The organism is Pseudomonas sp. H3_C08, from assembly GCF_054669455.1.
Window position 1 is genome coordinate 1,894,383 of record NZ_CP162803.1, and the last position, 16,768, is coordinate 1,911,150.

Annotated in this window: 12 protein-coding genes; all 12 read right to left on the reverse strand. The window is 61.7% G+C overall.

The genetic code is table 11. From position 1 onward, the window contains the following. Positions 1 to 123: 123 nt before the first annotated feature. Positions 124 to 810, reverse strand: a complete 687-nt coding sequence (locus AB4N74_RS08765) for a glycosyltransferase family 2 protein (RefSeq protein ID WP_093432945.1) — start codon at positions 808 to 810, stop codon at positions 124 to 126. Further along, a complete protein-coding gene (locus AB4N74_RS08770; protein WP_460099473.1) occupies positions 807 to 1,406 on the reverse strand; it encodes an SAM-dependent methyltransferase in 600 nt (199 codons plus the stop codon). Before AB4N74_RS08770 ends, AB4N74_RS08765 begins: the two co-directional genes overlap by 4 nt. Continuing rightward, positions 1,403 to 2,161 carry a PIG-L deacetylase family protein gene (locus tag AB4N74_RS08775; RefSeq protein ID WP_257354951.1) on the reverse strand — a complete coding sequence of 253 codons (759 nt, stop codon included), beginning with the start codon at positions 2,159 to 2,161 and terminating at the stop codon, positions 1,403 to 1,405. The genes AB4N74_RS08770 and AB4N74_RS08775 overlap by 4 nt, the downstream gene beginning before the upstream one ends. Beyond that, a complete protein-coding gene (locus AB4N74_RS08780) occupies positions 2,158 to 3,156 on the reverse strand; it encodes an acyl-CoA dehydrogenase family protein (protein ID WP_093432936.1) in 999 nt (332 codons plus the stop codon). The genes AB4N74_RS08775 and AB4N74_RS08780 overlap by 4 nt, the downstream gene beginning before the upstream one ends. A 1-nt stretch (position 3,157) precedes the next feature. Next, positions 3,158 to 5,317 carry a glycogen debranching protein GlgX gene (glgX, locus tag AB4N74_RS08785; RefSeq protein ID WP_460099476.1) on the reverse strand — a complete coding sequence of 720 codons (2,160 nt, stop codon included), beginning with the start codon at positions 5,315 to 5,317 and terminating at the stop codon, positions 3,158 to 3,160. 223 nt (positions 5,318 to 5,540) lie between these two features. Continuing rightward, positions 5,541 to 5,855 carry a DUF2934 domain-containing protein gene (locus tag AB4N74_RS08790; protein ID WP_093432930.1) on the reverse strand — a complete coding sequence of 105 codons (315 nt, stop codon included), beginning with the start codon at positions 5,853 to 5,855 and terminating at the stop codon, positions 5,541 to 5,543. 27 nt (positions 5,856 to 5,882) lie between these two features. Continuing rightward, positions 5,883 to 8,651 carry a malto-oligosyltrehalose synthase gene (locus tag AB4N74_RS08795; protein WP_460099479.1) on the reverse strand — a complete coding sequence of 923 codons (2,769 nt, stop codon included), beginning with the start codon at positions 8,649 to 8,651 and terminating at the stop codon, positions 5,883 to 5,885. Then, on the reverse strand, positions 8,648 to 10,726 hold the full coding sequence (gene malQ, locus AB4N74_RS08800) for a 4-alpha-glucanotransferase (protein WP_194934965.1): 2,079 nt from the start codon (positions 10,724 to 10,726) through the stop codon (positions 8,648 to 8,650). The genes AB4N74_RS08795 and malQ overlap by 4 nt, the downstream gene beginning before the upstream one ends. Continuing rightward, positions 10,723 to 12,525: a malto-oligosyltrehalose trehalohydrolase gene (gene treZ / locus AB4N74_RS08805; RefSeq protein WP_460090805.1), complete on the reverse strand. Its 1,803-nt coding sequence runs from the start codon at positions 12,523 to 12,525 to the stop codon at positions 10,723 to 10,725. The genes malQ and treZ overlap by 4 nt, the downstream gene beginning before the upstream one ends. A gap of 18 nt (positions 12,526 to 12,543) precedes the next feature. Beyond that, positions 12,544 to 14,130: a glycogen synthase GlgA gene (gene glgA, locus AB4N74_RS08810; protein WP_099759054.1), complete on the reverse strand. Its 1,587-nt coding sequence runs from the start codon at positions 14,128 to 14,130 to the stop codon at positions 12,544 to 12,546. Positions 14,131 to 14,750: 620 nt separating this feature from the next. Beyond that, entirely contained in the window at positions 14,751 to 15,704 is a 954-nt protein-coding gene (locus AB4N74_RS08815) for a D-2-hydroxyacid dehydrogenase family protein (protein WP_460099484.1), read from the reverse strand. A gap of 13 nt (positions 15,705 to 15,717) precedes the next feature. Then, positions 15,718 to 16,767, reverse strand: a complete 1,050-nt coding sequence (locus AB4N74_RS08820) for an alpha/beta fold hydrolase (RefSeq protein ID WP_093432913.1) — start codon at positions 16,765 to 16,767, stop codon at positions 15,718 to 15,720. Between the last annotated feature and the right edge of the window lies 1 nt (position 16,768).

Genomic DNA, 16,768 nt, shown 5'->3' on the forward strand with positions numbered 1-16,768 from the left:
CGTGCGTTTGGCGGTGATTGCCAGACGCCGCCGACCCGTGAAGGCTGGTTGATTGCCCAGCGACGCTCCGAACCCTGGATTGCCGCGCAGCAGAGTATTGCTCATGAAGCGAAGTTCGTCGCGTCACAGATCAATCTGATCCGCTTTTTTTTGCTCCATCTGTGCCAGGTGTCGCAGATAGTCACCAAAGCCACCGCGCGCACGGCTGTCGAAGCGCGCGCTGGTCAGCACTTGCGGGCGATGACTCCAGGCGATGTTGGCACCGTCCCGTTCCAGTTCCCGCACCAACTGCACATCTTCGTCGCAGGCCAGCGGTTTAAAGCCTCCAGCCCAACGATAGGCGTCGGCGCTGATGCCCAGATTGGCACCGTGGATATGCCGGTGACCATCGCAGGCACGGTAATCCCGGTGATAGCGGATTTGCGCCGCTTCATCGAACGACTCGTGCCAGCGTTCGACCGTGACGGTACCGCATACCGCGTCCGCGCCCAACCCCAGTTGCGCCACCAGCCAGTCGTCGGCCACGCGGCTGTCGGCGTCCGAGCAAGAGATCCAGCGCGCGCCGCGCTCCAGCAATAGCTGCGCGCCGGCCGCCCGGGCCTGACCGACGTTGCGCGCATCGATGTGCAGGCTCAGCACCGGATAGCGACTGACGATCTGCGCCGAGCGGTCGGTGCAACTGTCGAGCACCACCAACACCTCAACCTTTTCACCGGCCAGCAAACCGTGGCGGCTGGCGCGCACTGCGGCGCTCAGGCAGTCGTCGAGCAGGTCTTCCTCATTGTGCGCCGGGATCAGAATGCCGATCATCGCAAGCCCTCCAGTGCCGCCACCGAGCGCGGTTCGCGGCTCCACACCTCAAGGATGAAGTCCGCTTCCTGATGCAAGACCAGACGGGGCAGATGCAGTTTTTCGTGAATCAGGTCGTGAACCTGCCGCGCATTCAGCGGGCAGCCTTCAATGGGCGGACGCCAGTGACAGGCGAGGAACTGGCCGTCGGCAGTCAGGCAATCACTGGCTCGACGGATCACTTCTGTCAGATCCTGACTATCCAGGTAGTAGCCGATCTCGCTAAATACGATCAGGTCGAATTTTTCCTCCGGCCAGTCGCCGGGAAGACGCTTTTGCCGCACTTCGGCGTGGTCGAACAGGCTCAACCGCGTGCGCGCCAGAGTCACTGCCGCACTGGCCGTGTCACAGCACAACAACCGATCGCAACGCGCGGCCAGTTCGGCGCTCAACTCGCCGTTGGCGCAACCCGGTTCGAAGATTGCCCGGTAGTGCGGGCGCGGCAGGGCGGCGAGGGTGATCGCGCGTTTGCGCTGCTCGTACCAGCGCTCACGGAACGCCCATGGGTCATCGTTGCCGGCGAACAAACCGTCGAAATAGCGATCCTCGACACTCATAGAAACACCACTTCGAAGGGCTGTAAGAGGCGATCGAGCACATACGGTGCGAGTACCGGACCGAGACCGGCGTCAGGATCGCCTTCCAGTTGACTGGCGAAAGCGTGCACCGCGTGGCGTTTGCGCGCGACTTGCGCCGGCGTCAGGAGAATCTTGCGTGCGCGTTGCCACGGTACGAAGGCGTCTTCCGGAGTTGCCCAGTGCCAGGTCCACACCGGCAGTTCATGGCAAGTCGCACCGACGCGACGGGCAGCCTCGGCACTGGCGCGGCCGACGGCCTCGTGGTCGCAATGTCCGTCCTCGCTCCACGTGGTAAAGAGCACGTCGTCGGGGCGCAGATGACGCTCGATGAACTCGACCAACTGCGCTTCCTGCGCCGCGACCTGAGTGTCAGTGAAGCCACCGCGCAGCCACTTCACGCGGTGCATCGGCAGACCGAGACGACGCAGCGCTTCGGCGGATTCCTGTGGGCGCACCACGCTCAGACGTTCCACCGGCCAGCGACTGGAACCGGGATGACTGGCGCTGCCGTCGGTGACCGAAATCAGTTGCAAGGGCCGACCGGCCTCGGCAAGCAATTGCAGCAAACCGCCACAACCGAGCACTTCGTCGTCCGGGTGCGGCGCGACAATCACCGCCCGCGCGCCCGGTGGCACCAGACTGAGGATGTCGATGCTATCCAGTTCCGCCAGATGCCGCGAAGCCTGCCATTGGTGCAGGCTTGTGCCCTGACCGACAATCGGATTGGTTTTCATAGTGCCCATGCCTCCACGGATTGCCCGGCCACCAATTGCCCGAGCGCGGCCAGATCCCGTTCGGCATGGCTCTGGCGCAGAAACACCGGCAGATCAGCGCTGAGCCGGGCAAAGTGGCGATCTTTGCAAAACGGCCCGGCACCGAGGGCGCGGCCGACTTCACGCATGACCTGTTCAGCCGACTGCTCGACCACCGCGCGGGCACGCCGGGCGAGCAATTCGGCGTTGTCCTCGGGATGCGCATCGATGTGCAAGGCGCTGAAACGCAGTACATCGGCAGCGGCCTGCAAAGCGCTGTCGACCGCGCCGAGATGCGCCAACGCGTGCGGTTCCGGACGTTGCCCACACTGGGTGCGCAATACTTCGGCAATTTGCCGTGCGGCGCCGTACCAGCACGCGGCAATACCGATCCCGCCCTGCCAGAAACCGGGGCGTTGCAGATAGTCGCCCGGATTGCCAATGGCCTGCGCTTCGGCACCGTCGAACAGCACCTCGACGCTGCCAGTAGCCGCCATGCCCACCGCTTGCCAGCCTTGCTCGGTGACGGTGACGCCCGGTTGGTCGAGGGCGACGGCGACCAGTTGCTGCTGATCGTCGCCATCCCAGGCGGTGAGCAAGGCGTGGCTGAGCACGGCGGCGCCGGAGCACCATGCCTTGCGTCCATGCAGCGCGACCATGTGCCCGGCCGGGCTGGCTTTGACTCGTGCTTGCGGTGGCTCCGCTGCCCACATGCCCCAAGTGCTGCCCGGCGTAGGTGAGCCGCCGAGTTGTTCAATGATCGCCAGCGCGTCGGTGTGGCCTTCGAACAGTTTGCACAGACCCAGGTCATGCCCGCCGACTTCCGCCAACTGCTGAAAGCGCTCCAGCGTGCGGCCACTGCCCGGTAACGGCAGACGATCCAGCCCGGCCTCGACCAGCGCCCGCAGGCACCCGCCGAGGGCTGCGGTGTGCGGATAATCCGTTGGTCGTCGGCTCAGATAACGGTGCAGATCCATATCAGTCTTCTTCGTCACGTTGCAGTTCAAACAGCAGCAGCGAGCGCCCGGTGACCGAGTATTCGTGACCGAAATCGAAGCGTTCCTGACCACGGATCGACGGCTGATTGGTGTCGATCATGCAGGTCCAGAAACTGCCTTCCGGTACCTCCGGCAAGGTGAAATTGACGATGTCATGATGGGCGTTGACCACCAGCAGCAAGGTCGCATCCGCACCTTTGCGGCGAATCCCGGTTTCCTGCGCGCGGCCGTCGAGCAACATGCCCAGGCAGCGGTTGTGCGCATCGTGCCAATGCTCGGTGGTCATCTCGGTGGCATCCGGCGCCAGCCAGGTGATGTCCTTGACGCCGATGTCCTCGTTGTATTCGCCAACCAGGAAGCGGCCGCGACGCAGGATCGGATAGGCCAGGCGCAGCTTGATCAGGCGTTTGACGAATTTCAGCAACGCCTTGCCGTCCTCGCTCAGGTCCCAGTTGACCCAACCGATCTCGCTGTCCTGGCAATAGGCGTTGTTGTTGCCGTCCTGAGTGCGGGCGAACTCATCACCGGCGACGATCATCGGCGTGCCTTGGGCGAGCAGCAGGGTGGCGAAGAAATTGCGCATCTGCCGATGGCGCAGGGCATCGATTTCAGGATCGTCGGTCGGGCCTTCGACGCCATGGTTCCACGACAGGTTGTTGTTGCTGCCGTCCTGGTTGTTTTCGTCGTTGGCTTCGTTGTGCTTGTCGTTGTACGAGACCAGATCGTTGAGGGTGAAACCGTCGTGGGCGGTGATGAAATTCACCGAGGAGTACGGCCGCCGCCCGCGCTGGTTGAACATCTCACCGGAAGCGGTCATGCGGCTGGCAAAGTCGGCGACCTGGCCGTCGTCGCCTTTCCAGAACGCGCGCACGGTGTCGCGGAATTTGTCATTCCACTCGACCCAGCCCGGCGGGAAGTTGCCCACCTGATAGCCGCCGGGGCCGCAGTCCCACGGTTCAGCGATCATCTTAACCTGGCGCAGCACCGGGTCCTGGCGACAGGCGACAAGGAAGCTGTGACGCTCGTCGAAACCGTCGTGGTAGCGGCCGAGAATCGTCGCCAGGTCGAAACGGAAACCGTCGACGTGCATCTCGCTGGCCCAGTAACGCAGCGAGTCGGTGACCATTTGCAGCACGCACGGGTGGCTCAGGTCGAGGGTGTTGCCGGTGCCGGAATCGTTGATGTAGTAGCGCTTGTCGTCGGGCATCAAGCGATAGTACGAGGCGTTGTCGATGCCGCGCATCGACAGGGTCGGGCCTTGTTCGTTGCCCTCGGCGGTGTGGTTATAGACCACGTCGAGGATCACTTCGAGGTTGGCTTCGTGCAGGTGCGCGACCATCTCCTTGAATTCGGCAATCTTGCCGCTGGCCAGGTAGCGCGGGTCCGGGGCGAAAAACGCGATGCTGTTGTAACCCCAGTAATTGGTCATGCCTTTGTGCAGCAGATGCTGGTCATTGACGAAGGCATGAATCGGCAGCAATTCGACGGTGGACACGCCGAGCCTGCGAATGTGTTCGAGCACGTCGTCGACCATCAGCCCGGCAAAGGTGCCGCGTACGTTCTCCGGTACCGACGGGTGACGCATGCTGATGCCGCGCACGTGGGTTTCATAAATGATGGTCTTGTCCCACGGCACGCTGACGCGATGGTCATTGCCCCAGGTGTGCGCCGGGTCGATGACTTTGCACTTGGGTACAAATGGTGCGCTGTCGCGTTCATCGAAACTGAGGTCGGCGTCGGGGTGGCCGATGGTGTAGCCGAACAGCGCTTCCGACCATTTGAGTTGGCCGACCAACTGCTTGGCGTACGGGTCGATGAGCAATTTGTTGTGGTTGAAGCGGTGGCCGTTGGCCGGGTCATACGGGCCGTAGACGCGGTAGCCGTAGATCAGCCCCGGGTGCGCATCGGGCAGGTAGCCGTGGTAGATCTCATCGGTGTATTCCGGCAGTTCGATGCGTTCGAGTTCGACTTCGCCGGCATCGTCGAATATGCACAGTTCGACCTTGGTGGCGTTGGCGGAAAACAGAGCAAAGTTCACCCCCAGACCATCCCAGGTCGCACCGAGCGGGAAGGGCAAGCCTTCACGGATTCTCGACGGCTCGGCGTGCGCGGTGGGCTCGACATTCTTTGGACGGGTCATGATTGCTCCTGCAAAACGGTAGTCTAGGCTGACACATCCCCCTGTAGGAGTGAGCCTGCTCGCGATAGCGGTCTATCAGGCGACATCAATGTTGAATGTCAGATAGCTATCGCGAGCAGGCTCACTCCTACAGGGGATTGGTGGGTTTCTTGAGGGCGAGTAAGCCCTCGGTGGCGAGCGAACCCGCCACACGTTCATTCAGTTCAATAATCCGGTTAGAGCGTCAGATCGCCGAAGGCTTCTTCGGCGCCCGAGGCTTTTTCTCGGCAGGCTTTTCGCCTGGGGGAACCACTTTAGCGGCGCTGGCCGGCTTGGCTTTGGCCGGTGGTTTCGGCTTGGCGGCCGGGGCCTTGGCCTCAGCTGTCTTGCCCGCCGGTTTGCTGCCGGCGGCTTTCGGCGGTTTCTTCGGTGCCAGCGCTTCCGCTTCGGCGAGCTTGCGCGCCATTTCCCAGTGGCGTTCTTCATGCCCCTCGGGCTTACCTTCCGATTCCCAGATTTGATAGGCGAATTCGCGGATGCGTTTATCGTCGGTACTCATCGCAATGCTCCTGAACTGAACTCATGCTTACGTTAAGTGTTGGATAAAGAGATTGACCGGGACATCCCCCAGCGCGTCGCTGATATTCAGCTCCCTGTTTTTTGTGACTGCGCTGCTTGAAAAAAGTCCCTTCAGGTTTGTCGCAGAGGCGGCGAACGGTAAAACCACCCGCGTATCGCCCCAGCGCAGCGCATCGACCTGAGGTACAGCACCGTTTTCCAGCAGGGTGGCGCAACGGACCGGCACGATCACGATGGCCTGCTTCCCCTCGTGCTCACGGGCAAACGCGAGCACGTTGTGCGCCTGACTGCCGAGCACTTCCAGAGCCTGGTAGCTGCCGCGGCGGAACAGCTCGGCATGTTCGACGCGCAGCTTTAGCACTTGGGCGATCAAGGCTTGCTTGATGCGCCCGTCACGCCAATTCGCCAGCAACTCCACAGCTGGCAATGGCTCGTGCAAAGCGTGTTCGCGAGCGGCGTAATCCACCGGCCGGCGGTTGTCCGGATCGACCAGGCTGAAGTCCCAGAACTCATTGCCCTGATACAGGTCCGGCACCCCCGGCACGGTCATGCGCAGCAAGGTTTGCGCCAAACCATTGAGCGCGCCGGCAGCGGCGATGCTGTTGACGGTCTTGCTCAGCGCGGCGCGCAGCAGTTCGCCTTCCTCACCGGTGAGGAGTTTTTCGGTGAACGCTTGCGCGGCGTTTTCGTAGCTTTCGCTCGGTGCGCTCCAACTGCTTTGCAGCTTGGCTTCACGCAGGGCTTTCTGCTGCCATTGCCAGATGCGCTTGGCGTAATCGGCGAAACCCGCCTGGTCGTCGTCACGCAGTTGCAGCGGCCAACTGCCCAGCAACGCTTGATAGAGAATCAGCTCATCGCCGCTCGATGGCATCTGATCATCCACCCGCACCGGGCGGGCGAGGGCGCGCCACAGCTCGATCTGCTCGGCGTACCAATGGCTGCGCTCACTGAGTACGGCCAGACGTGCGCGGGTGTCTTCACCACGTTTGTGATCGTGGGTCGCGGTGGCCAGCAAGTTGTCGGGGAATTCCTTCAGCCGTTGTTGATTGACCGCATGAAAGTCGCTGAGCGGAGCGCTGAACTGTTCGGTGTTGTAGCCGACGTCATTGCGCGACAGCAGCACAGCGGAGCGATACAGCGCGGTGTCTTCCACGGCTTTGGCCGCTGCCGGGGAGGTCAGTTGCTGAAAGCGTACGCAGGCATGCTTGAGAATCTTGCGCGAACGCCCGCGCGGTTTACGCCGCCACGGCGTACCGCCAAGCCAGGTGGCAACGCAGTCGAGCACCGGCCAGTCGCCTTCACCGAGGCTCTGTCGCGCGCCGTCCATGGCCTGCTGGAAGAACTTTTCATCCTGCGCGGAGCGGCCCATGGCGCTGATGTACGTGCGATACACCGGGAAGTGCACGATCAACGCTTGCAGCACTCGGCGGATCGCCCCGAGGGTCAGGTCGCGGGTCATCAGGTCATCGCGGGCGACTTGCAGCAGGGCCTGGGCGACGCTTTCGCAATCGCTGGCGAGCGAGCCGTTGAGGATCTGCTGACGCGCCAGTTGCGCTTCCTCGATGAACGCGGCCGGGCGTTCGCTACGCCGTTGCCAGAGGTCGCCGAGCATGTGTTCGCCATCCGGGTCGTGTTGCAGCAGCGACAGCTGATTCATGAATTCATAACCGGTGGTGCCATCCACCGCCCAGTCGCGGTGCAGGGTTTCGCCGGCGCCGAGGATCTTCTCGACGTAGATCGGCAAATGTCTGCCCGGTGCCAGCAGATCAACCCGGCGGCGCAGTTTGCGGCAGTAACCGCGCGGGTCGGCGAGACCGTCGATGTGATCGATGCGCAAACCATCGACCAGCCCTTCGGCAATCAACTGGAAGATCTTGCCGTGGGTGGCTTCGAACACTGCCGGGCGCTCGACACGCAGCCCACCGAGTTCGTTGATGTCGAAAAATCGCCGCCAGTTGATGTCGTCAGCCGCCGTGCGCCAACTCGCCAAGCGATAGCTCTGACGTTCCAACAACTGATGCAGCTTCTGGAAGCCTTCTTCGCTGGTCGAATCGTAGTGCTGCAGGTTGTTTTCGATGGCCTCGGCGATTGACGGATCACTCGCCAGTTGGCGCAATTCTTCTTTGAGCGGAATCGCCAGTGAATGAGCATCGGTCTGATAGCTGAGGGCGCCGAAGCGATCGGCCAACGGCTTCAGCGCATCCGAGGATTTCAGCAGCTCAGGGTAATCATTCGGGCACACCGGGAAGTGATGGTCATAGTGCTCGACATGGAAACTGCCGGTCTGCGCATTGAAGTGCAGTTTCAGCGTGCCTTCCTGCAGGGCCACGCCGTAATCGCTGCCGAGGAACGGCAGCAGCAACTGGCCTTCCATCAGTGGATCCGGCGAATGCCATTGAATGTCGAAGAACTCGCCATAAGGACTCAGCCGCCCCCATTCCAGCAGATCAAGCCACCACGGGTTGTCGCTGCCACCGACTGCCATGTGGTTGGAAACGATGTCGAGGATCAGGCCCATGTTGTGTTCGCGCAGGGTGCTGATCAAGCGCCGTAATGCCGGCTCGCCGCCAAGTTCCGGGTTGACCTGGGTCGGGTCGACCACGTCGTAGCCGTGCATCGAACCGGCCCGCGCTGCGAGCAGCGGCGAGGCATAGATATGGCTGATGCCGAGCCGGGCGAAGTACGGCACCAATGGCACCGCGTGCTCGAGGGTGAAACCTTTATGAAATTGCAGGCGCAAGGTCGCGCGCAGGGGCTGGATGAGCGCTTGGTTCATTGGTCACGCTCGGCAGCCTGAAGCCTTGCGCAGGCGAGTAATTCCAGACGTCGCGCCGCATCCGCGCCATCGAGCAGCGCCTCACTGGTGCCGGGCAAGCGCCGTGACCAGTTCGGATGGGTGTCGATGGTGCCGGGCAGATTCGCCTGTTCATTGATGCCCAGCGCATCTTCCAGCGGCAACAGCACCAACGGCGCGCGGGTGTGGCCAAGGAAGCGTACGGCGGCATCGACCACTTGATCGGCCTCGTGGGATTCCTCGCGAAAGTTTTGCGGGTCCTGGCTCAACGCGTTGCGCAGGCCTTCGCGCTCACGCTGGCGGTGATGCCGCCATTCGATTTCACCGTTGGCATCGACAAAGCCCAAGCGCGCGTTCCAGTCGATATCACGACCATGCCACCAGCCGTTGAGCGTTGGCAGGTCGTGGGTGCTGGTGGTCGCCAAGGCGTTGTCCGGCCAGTCGAGAATCGGTTTGAAAAAGGTGTTGTCCTGCTCGAACAGCAGCACGCGCATGCCGAGCATGGAGCGGGCGATGAGCTTTTCACGCAGGCCATCGGGCACCGTGCCGAGGTCTTCACCGAGGACGATGGCCTGGTGACGATGGGATTCGAGGGTCAGCAATCGCAGCAAGTCATCGACCGGGTAATACAGGTACGCGCCATCGGCCGGCGCCGCGCCGTTGGGGATCACCCACAAGCGTTGCAGGCCCATGACATGGTCGATGCGCAAACCACCGGCGTGGGCGAAGTTAGCACGCAGCATGTCGATGAAGGCACGGAAACCATTGCGAATCAGGCCTTCCGGCGAGAATGCGGAAATGCCCCAGCCCTGGCCCGAGCGATTGAGAATATCCGGCGGCGCACCCACGGTCAGCGAGGCGAGCAATTCATCCTGGAAACTCCAGGCCTGGCTACCGGCGCCATCGGCACCCACCGCCAGATCGGCGATCAGGCCAATGCCCATGCCGGCGCTGCGTGCAGCGGTTTGCGCGCGCTCCAGGCAACGGTGGATCAGCCATTGGCAAAAAGCGAAGTAGCCGATGCGTTCGGCATATTCTTCGGCAAAGGCTTCCAGCGCCGCGCCGCGTGGGTCGTGCCAGTGTTCCGGCCATTGTCGCCAGTCGAGGTTTTCACCACGGGCGGCGCGCATTTCCTGAATGGCTTCGAAGCGGCAATGGTTTTCCAGTGCTTCACCACCGGCATGGCGGAAACTGGCGAAGTCCGGGTGCAGCGGGTGGTCACCGGCGACGAAACCTTCATACAAGGCTTGCAGGAGTTTTTGCTTGGCGTCGGCGGCGCTTGGCCAGTCGATCAGGGTCAGGTCTTCCAGTTGCGCAAACTGCTCGGCGAGGCCGGTCGCGTCGATCGCATCGCGCAAAGCGCGCTCACCAAGAATCGCGCCGGGCGCGGCGTACAGGGGATTGAGGAACAGACGACTGGACGGCGAATAAGGGCTGTAGCGCCCGGTATCGGCGCTGAACATAGCGTGCAATGGGCTGATCGCCAGCGCATCGGCGCCGCGTTCACCCGCCACGCGCACCAGATCTTCCAACGCTTGGGTGTCACCGAAACCGCCATCGCCGGGGCGGCGCAGCGAATACAGTTGCGCACTCAGACCCCAAACGCGAGGAATCGGATTATCCACCGCATCGCCGACACTGAAGCAGCGCTCCGGGGCCACGGCCAAGGTGAAATATTGATCGCCGATGTGCACCTGTTGATAGCCGACCGGAATCAGTCCCGGCAGTACTGCTTCAGAATCGAGTTTCAGGTTCAGCCGCGAGCCGTCTTCAAGGTGGATTTCGCACGGGGTTTGCGGGGCGAAATACCGACCCAGATCGAGGCCGACGCCGACATCGCTAGTGAGTAGCGGCGGCAAGTGGCGGTCTTGTTGGGCAGCTTGTAGTTCCAGCAGGCTGGCGTCGATTTCCTGCGCGGTGCTGGCGGGGTGGCCGAGTCCGATCAGAACATTGCGCAGCACCGCCGGGGCGACTTTTTGCGGGCGGCCGTTGGCGTCGATCCAGTCGACGGCAAGGCCGGCGCGGCTTGCAAGTATTTCCAGTTGCGCATCGCTCATAGGCGCTCTCCATCCAGAGGTTGCAAAGGGGTTGCGGCCGTGAGGCTGACAAGCGCGCAATACGCGGGCAGTTCGCCCGATTCCGATAGATCGACGCTGGATGGCTGTTGAAACAACCACACGGCCTCGGTCTGTGGAGGGTTGACCACTGGCGTGTCGCTGAGGTTCAGGTCAATTCGCAGCTCGCTGCCATTGCCCAGACGCCAGCGCGCACTGACCGCGCCATAACCGAGCATATGCGCGCCGAGCGCTTGCGTGCCGGACAGATGGGGAATGATGTATTGATGGCGAAATTGCAGCAGCTTCTGGTACAGCGCGAGGGTTTCCTGCTGTTTCACGCTGCCATTGCCGATCAACCTGGGCTGTGAAGCGTGGAAGGTTTTTTCGGCGTTCGGGTCGGGAATCTGCTCGCGTTTGTGCGGATCGGTGAAGGCACTGAATGCGGCGAATTCATTGCGGCGGCCCTCACGCACCAACTTGGCCAGTTCACCGTGGTGACTGGTGAAAAACAGGAACGGCTGCTCGGCGGCGAACTCATCGCCCATGAACATCAGCGGAATCATCGGCGACAGCAGTAACAACACGGTCGCTGCCTGCACGGCACGCGGATCGGCCAGGTGATGCAGGCGCTCGCCGAACGCGCGGTTGCCGATCTGATCGTGGTTTTGCAGGAACAGCACGAACGCCGTGGAGGGCAGGTGTTCGCTGGGTTCGCCGCGTGGTTCGCCATGGCGGGTGATGTGGCCCTGGAAAACAAAGCCCTGACTGAGGCAGCGCACCAATTGTTCGGTGGGTTGTGCGGCGTAGTCGGCGTAATACGCATCGGTTTCGCCGGTGAGCAGGACGTGCAGGGCGTTATGGCCGTCATCGTTCCACTGCGCGTCGTAGTCGTATTCCAGCAGGCTCGACTGGTTGAGTTCGTTTTCCACGGTCAGCCAGACATGCCGACTGGGGTCGATCTGCGCGCGGATGCGTCGGGCCATTTCGCTGAGAAAATCCGGATCCTCAATGGCATGCACAGCGTCGAGGCGCAGGCCGTCGAAACGGTATTCGAGCAGCCACATCAGCGCGTTTTCGATGAAGAACTCGCGCACTTCGCTGCGACGAAAATCGATCGCCGCGCCCCACGGCGTGTGCTTGTCTTCGCGAAAGAAGCCTTTGGCGTAACGGTGCAGGTAATTGCCGTCCGGGCCGAAGTGGTTGTAGACCACGTCGAGAATTACCGCCAGACCGTGGCTGTGGGCGCTGTCGATCAGGTGTTTGAGTTGTTCCGGCGTGCCGTAGGAGGCTTGCGGAGCATAGGGCAAAACACCGTCGTAGCCCCAATTGCGTTCGCCAGGGAACTGCGCCAGCGGCATCAGTTCGATGGCGGTGATGCCCAGGCCTGCAAGGCGCGCCAGATGTTGTTCGACTTCCGCGAAACCACCGAGCGCACCGACGTGCAACTCGTAGATCACCGCTTCGCTCCATGGCCGACCGTGCCAGGCCGTGTGTCGCCATTGATAAGCCAGAGGATCGACCACCACGCTGTGGCGGTCGAGGTCGCCATCCTGGGCTCGGGAGGCCGGATCGGGCACCTCCAGTTCGCCGTCGATGTTGTAGCGGTAGCGGGTGCCCGCCGGACAGCGGGCCTTGATCACAAACCAGCCGTCTGCCTGAGGCAGCATCGGCAGCGACTGACCGTTTTCAAGTTCGACACTCACGTAAAACGCATCCGGCGCCCATAGCGCAAATTGCGTGTGTTCGGCGTCCAGCATGATCGCGCCGTGGGGCCAGGTTTCAGTAGACCGTAACGGCATCGTGGTGAACCTCCCTGGTTATTTGTGGTGAGCTTTACCCAGCGCCTTGGCGACCAGTTGTTCGTAGAGTTCGGCGTACGGTTCAACCGCTTTGCACCAGTTGAACGGCGCAGCCATTGCGCGGCAACGCATGGCGTTGAGCAGTTCGGGGAAGGCGAATACCTTGAACGCGCGGCTCAGGGCCTCTTGATAGCTTTCAGCGGTGGACTCATCGAAGAGGAAACCGGTGACGCCGTTTTCAATGGTGTCGGCCAGACCGCCGGTATTGCGCGCCACCGGCAGCGAGCCGAAACGCTGGGCGTACATCTGACTCAAACCGCAAGGCTCGTAACGCGAAGGCATCAGCAGGAAATCGCTGCCGGCGAACATGCGTCGGGCGTCGGTTTCATTGAAGCCGATGCGCACACCGATCTGCCCAGGAAAGCGCAGCGCCAGTTCGCGCATGGCTTGTTCTTCTTCCGGTTCGCCGCGACCGATGATTGCGATCTGGCCACCGTTCTGCACGATGTATTCGGATACCGCTATCGTCAGGTCCAGACCTTTCTGGTAGACCAGTCGCGACACCACAGCGAACAGCGGTCCGCTGGAATCGTTGAGGCCGAACAGCTCACGCACGTGCGCGGCGTTGATCGCTTTGCCTTCCCAGTCGCCAATTGCAAACGGTGCAAACAGGTGCGGATCGGTCGCAGCGTCCCAGCTTTCATCAATGCCGTTGGGGATGCCGCTGAGCAAGCCTTGCTGAGTCTTGGCGGCGAGGAAACCGTCGAGGCCACAGCCGAAATCCGGGGTGGTGATTTCCTGCGCGTAAGTGGCGCTGACCGTGGTGATATGGCTCGAATACGCCATGCCGGCCTTGAGGAACGACATCTTGCCGTAGAACTCCATGCCTTCCTGTTGCAGGGCATGGGCTGGAATCCCCAGCTCCGGGCAGGAACCGAGGCTGGTCACGCCTTGATAGGCGAGGTTGTGAATGGTGAACAGGGTGGGCGTACGCTGCCCGCGCCAGTGCATATAGGCAGGCGCGAGACCGGCCGGCCAGTCATGGGCGTGCACCAGATCCGGGCACCAGTGAATTTGCGCGAGGTTGGCGGCGATGTCGGCGGCGGCCAGACCGAGGCGGGCGAAGCGAATGTGGTTATCCGGCCAGTCGCGGCCGTTGTTGGCGCCGTAAGGCGAGCCTTCGCGCTCATAGAGTTCGGGGCAGATCAGCACGTAGATGACCAGACCGTCCGGCATGTCCATGCGCCCGATCTTGCACGGCGGCAGCGCTGCGTGGCCGCCCAGTTCGCCGATGATGTGGATCGGATTTTCGCTGTGCATCACCTGCGGGTAACCGGGGATCAACACGCGTACGTCGTGCAGATGAGCCATGGCCCGGGGCAGGGCAGCGGAGACGTCACCCAGACCACCGGTTTTGACCAGATCGGCGATTTCCGAGGTAACGAACAACACTTTTTTCTTGTTAGGGTTCTGACTCGCTACCGGAGTCAGCGTTTTGGTGCCGGGGATGTTGATCTGTCGGCTGCCAGGAACACTGATGGTGCTCGATTCACCAACCGCCTGCTGAGCACGCTCTCCCTGAATTTCCAATGCCGCACTGATCATATGAATCTCCCGTCTCGTTGATCTGATTCTTGTCTTGAACAAGCGATGTCCATGGCCAAGTCCTGTGGCCGGGCGCAAACGCGCCACGCATCGGTGAGCAAACGCTACCCAACACGCGCAAGCAGAATGGGTGAACGGGCCGTTGCAAGGATTGCACCAGTCGCTATGGCCCTGTCTTTCAGATGACCAGCCGCCGCGCGCAAAAGTTTCGACTTTTTTTCCGCGATGTGACCGGTCGGTTTTACCCCGCGAAAGTCAGTCTAGGCCAGATCCTAGAGCGGGGCGGAGCAAATGGGTAAATTGTTCGACAATCGGTTGGCAAGCCACGCCGACCGTGCTTTTGAGGGGGAAACGCACCGACGAAGTGCAGGTTTTTCTGCGAGGGAGGGCGAAAACGGTGACTGATCGGTCACGATTCTGTGCTAGCGGGAAGTGCGGTTGCACTGTTGTGGTGCGGGCAGTTTGTTGATGGGGTGACAGTGAGTGCCCCTTCGCGAGCAGGCTCGCTCCCACAGGAGATCTTCAGTGGACAGAAAATGTGTTCCTGGCACAGATCCAATGTGGGAGCGAGCTTGCTCGCGAAGGCGGTGGTCGCTACACCAGCGTAATGATGGGAATTCTCAGTTCAACAGGCGAACCGGCTCCCCAGCCGCCCAAGCCTGAATATCCTCGATCATCTGCGAAAAGAACTGCTCATAGTTCTGCCGGCTGACATACCCGACATGCGGCGTCGCCAAGACATTGTCCAACGTTCGAAACGGATGCATCGCGGGCAGCGGTTCCTGTTCGAACACGTCCAGCGCCGCCCCGGCGATCTGCTGTTTCTGCAACGCCTTGATCAGCGCCGCCTCATCGACAATCGGCCCGCGGGCGGTGTTGACCAGCAGGGCCGTTGGCTTCATCCAGCCCAGTGCCTGCGCATCGACCAGCCCGCGACTGCGCTCGCTGAGCACCAGATGCACCGACAATACATCGGACTGTTCGAACAGTTCCTGCTTGCTCACGTACATCACGCCAGCCTGTTCAGCGCGTTCGGCGGTGAGGTTTTCGCTCCAGGCAATCACCCGCATGCCGAACACCTGACCAAACTGCGCCACGCGTTGGCCGATGCTGCCCATACCGAGAATGCCGAGGGTCTTGCCGTGCAGGTCACCGCCCAGCCCTTGCTGCCAGTGACCGTCGCGCAGGGCATTGGCTTCGTTCACCAGATTGCGTGTCGCCGCCATGATCAGCGCCCAGGTCAATTCCGGCGCGGCATGCTTGTAACTGTCGGTGCCGCAAACCTTGATCCCCAGCCTGGCGGCCGCTTGCATATCCAGTGCTGCGTTGCGCATGCCGCCGGTGACCAGCAACTTCAGATGAGGCAAACGCTTGAGCAAATCCTCATCGAAGCGCGTGCGCTCGCGCATCACGCAGATCACCTGATAGCGGCCCAGTCGCTCGGCCAGTGTGGCATTGTCCGCCGGGTAATCGTGTTCGAACGTCACCTCACCGAGGCCATCGAGCACCGACCAGTCGACCACGTCGCGGGCCACGTCCTGCCAGTCATCGATTACTGCAATCTGCACCGCCATCAGCCTTACCTCATCAACGAACGGGATTGGTTGTATTCAGCCAGCCGAGCAAGGCCTTGTGGAACTGTGCCGGCTCTTCCATTTGTGGCGCGTGGCCCATGCCGGGAAACTCCACCAGCGTCGACTGCGGGATCAGCTTGGCCACTTGTTTGCCGAGCACGTCGTAATGGCCGATTTTCGCTTTCACCTCAGGCGGCGCGAGGTCCTTGCCGATGGCCGTAGTGTCGGAGGTGCCGATCAGCAGCAGGGTCGGCATCTTCAGGTCTTTGAACTCGTAATACACCGGCTGGGTGAAAATCATGTCGTAGATCAGCGCTGAGTTCCATGCGACCTGAGTCTTGCCCGGGCCTTTGCTCAGCCCGGCGAGCATGTCCACCCAACGGTCGAATTCCGGTTTCCAGCGGCCGTCGTAGTAAGTGGTGCGTTCGTAATCACGGATGCCTTGGGCGCTGACTTTCAGCTCACGCTGATACCACTGATCCACGGTGCGATACGGCACGCCGAGGGCTTTCCAGTCTTCCAGGCCGATCGGGTTTACCAGCGCCAGTTGCTCGACCTGCTCGGGGAACAGCAAGGCATAACGCGTGGCGAGCATGCCGCCGGTGGAATGACCGAGCAGCGTGGCTTTTTGAATGCCCAGCGCTTTGAGCAACTGCTGAGTGTTGGTCGCCAGTTGCTGAAAGCTGTATTGATAGTTGTCGGGTTTACTGGAGGTGCAGAAGCCGATCTGGTCCGGTGCGATCACCCGGTAACCGGATTCGCTCAAGGCCTTGATCGAACTGTCCCAGGTGGCTGCGCAAAAATTCTTGCCGTGCATCAGCACCACAGTGCGGCCGTTGGCCTTGCCGTGAGCGGCGACGTCCATGTAACCCATCTGCAGGGATTTGCCCTGGGACTGAAAGGCAAAGTGTTTAAGGGTGTAGGGATAATCGAAGCCTTGCAGTTCCGGGCCATAGGCCGGGCCTTCCGGCGTCGCTTCGCTTGACGTCGCAGCCTGCGCCGACAGGGGCAGGGCGGCGCAAAGAAACAGGCCAGGCAGCCAACGGGAAAACATGACAGACATA

Bases quoted from the DNA above. Each gene is read 5' to 3' on its own strand.
- AB4N74_RS08765 (WP_093432945.1), bottom strand. From the start codon at position 810: ATGATCGGCATTCTGATCCCGGCGCACAATGAGGAAGACCTGCTCGAC.
- AB4N74_RS08770 (WP_460099473.1), bottom strand. From the start codon at position 1,406: ATGAGTGTCGAGGATCGCTATTTCGACGGTTTGTTCGCCGGCAACGAT.
- AB4N74_RS08775 (WP_257354951.1), bottom strand. From the start codon at position 2,161: ATGAAAACCAATCCGATTGTCGGTCAGGGCACAAGCCTGCACCAATGG.
- AB4N74_RS08780 (WP_093432936.1), bottom strand. From the start codon at position 3,156: ATGGATCTGCACCGTTATCTGAGCCGACGACCAACGGATTATCCGCAC.
- glgX (WP_460099476.1), bottom strand. From the start codon at position 5,317: ATGACCCGTCCAAAGAATGTCGAGCCCACCGCGCACGCCGAGCCGTCG.
- AB4N74_RS08790 (WP_093432930.1), bottom strand. From the start codon at position 5,855: ATGAGTACCGACGATAAACGCATCCGCGAATTCGCCTATCAAATCTGG.
- AB4N74_RS08795 (WP_460099479.1), bottom strand. From the start codon at position 8,651: ATGAACCAAGCGCTCATCCAGCCCCTGCGCGCGACCTTGCGCCTGCAA.
- malQ (WP_194934965.1), bottom strand. From the start codon at position 10,726: ATGAGCGATGCGCAACTGGAAATACTTGCAAGCCGCGCCGGCCTTGCC.
- treZ (WP_460090805.1), bottom strand. From the start codon at position 12,525: ATGCCGTTACGGTCTACTGAAACCTGGCCCCACGGCGCGATCATGCTG.
- glgA (WP_099759054.1), bottom strand. From the start codon at position 14,130: ATGATCAGTGCGGCATTGGAAATTCAGGGAGAGCGTGCTCAGCAGGCG.
- AB4N74_RS08815 (WP_460099484.1), bottom strand. From the start codon at position 15,704: ATGGCGGTGCAGATTGCAGTAATCGATGACTGGCAGGACGTGGCCCGC.
- AB4N74_RS08820 (WP_093432913.1), bottom strand. From the start codon at position 16,767: ATGTCTGTCATGTTTTCCCGTTGGCTGCCTGGCCTGTTTCTTTGCGCC.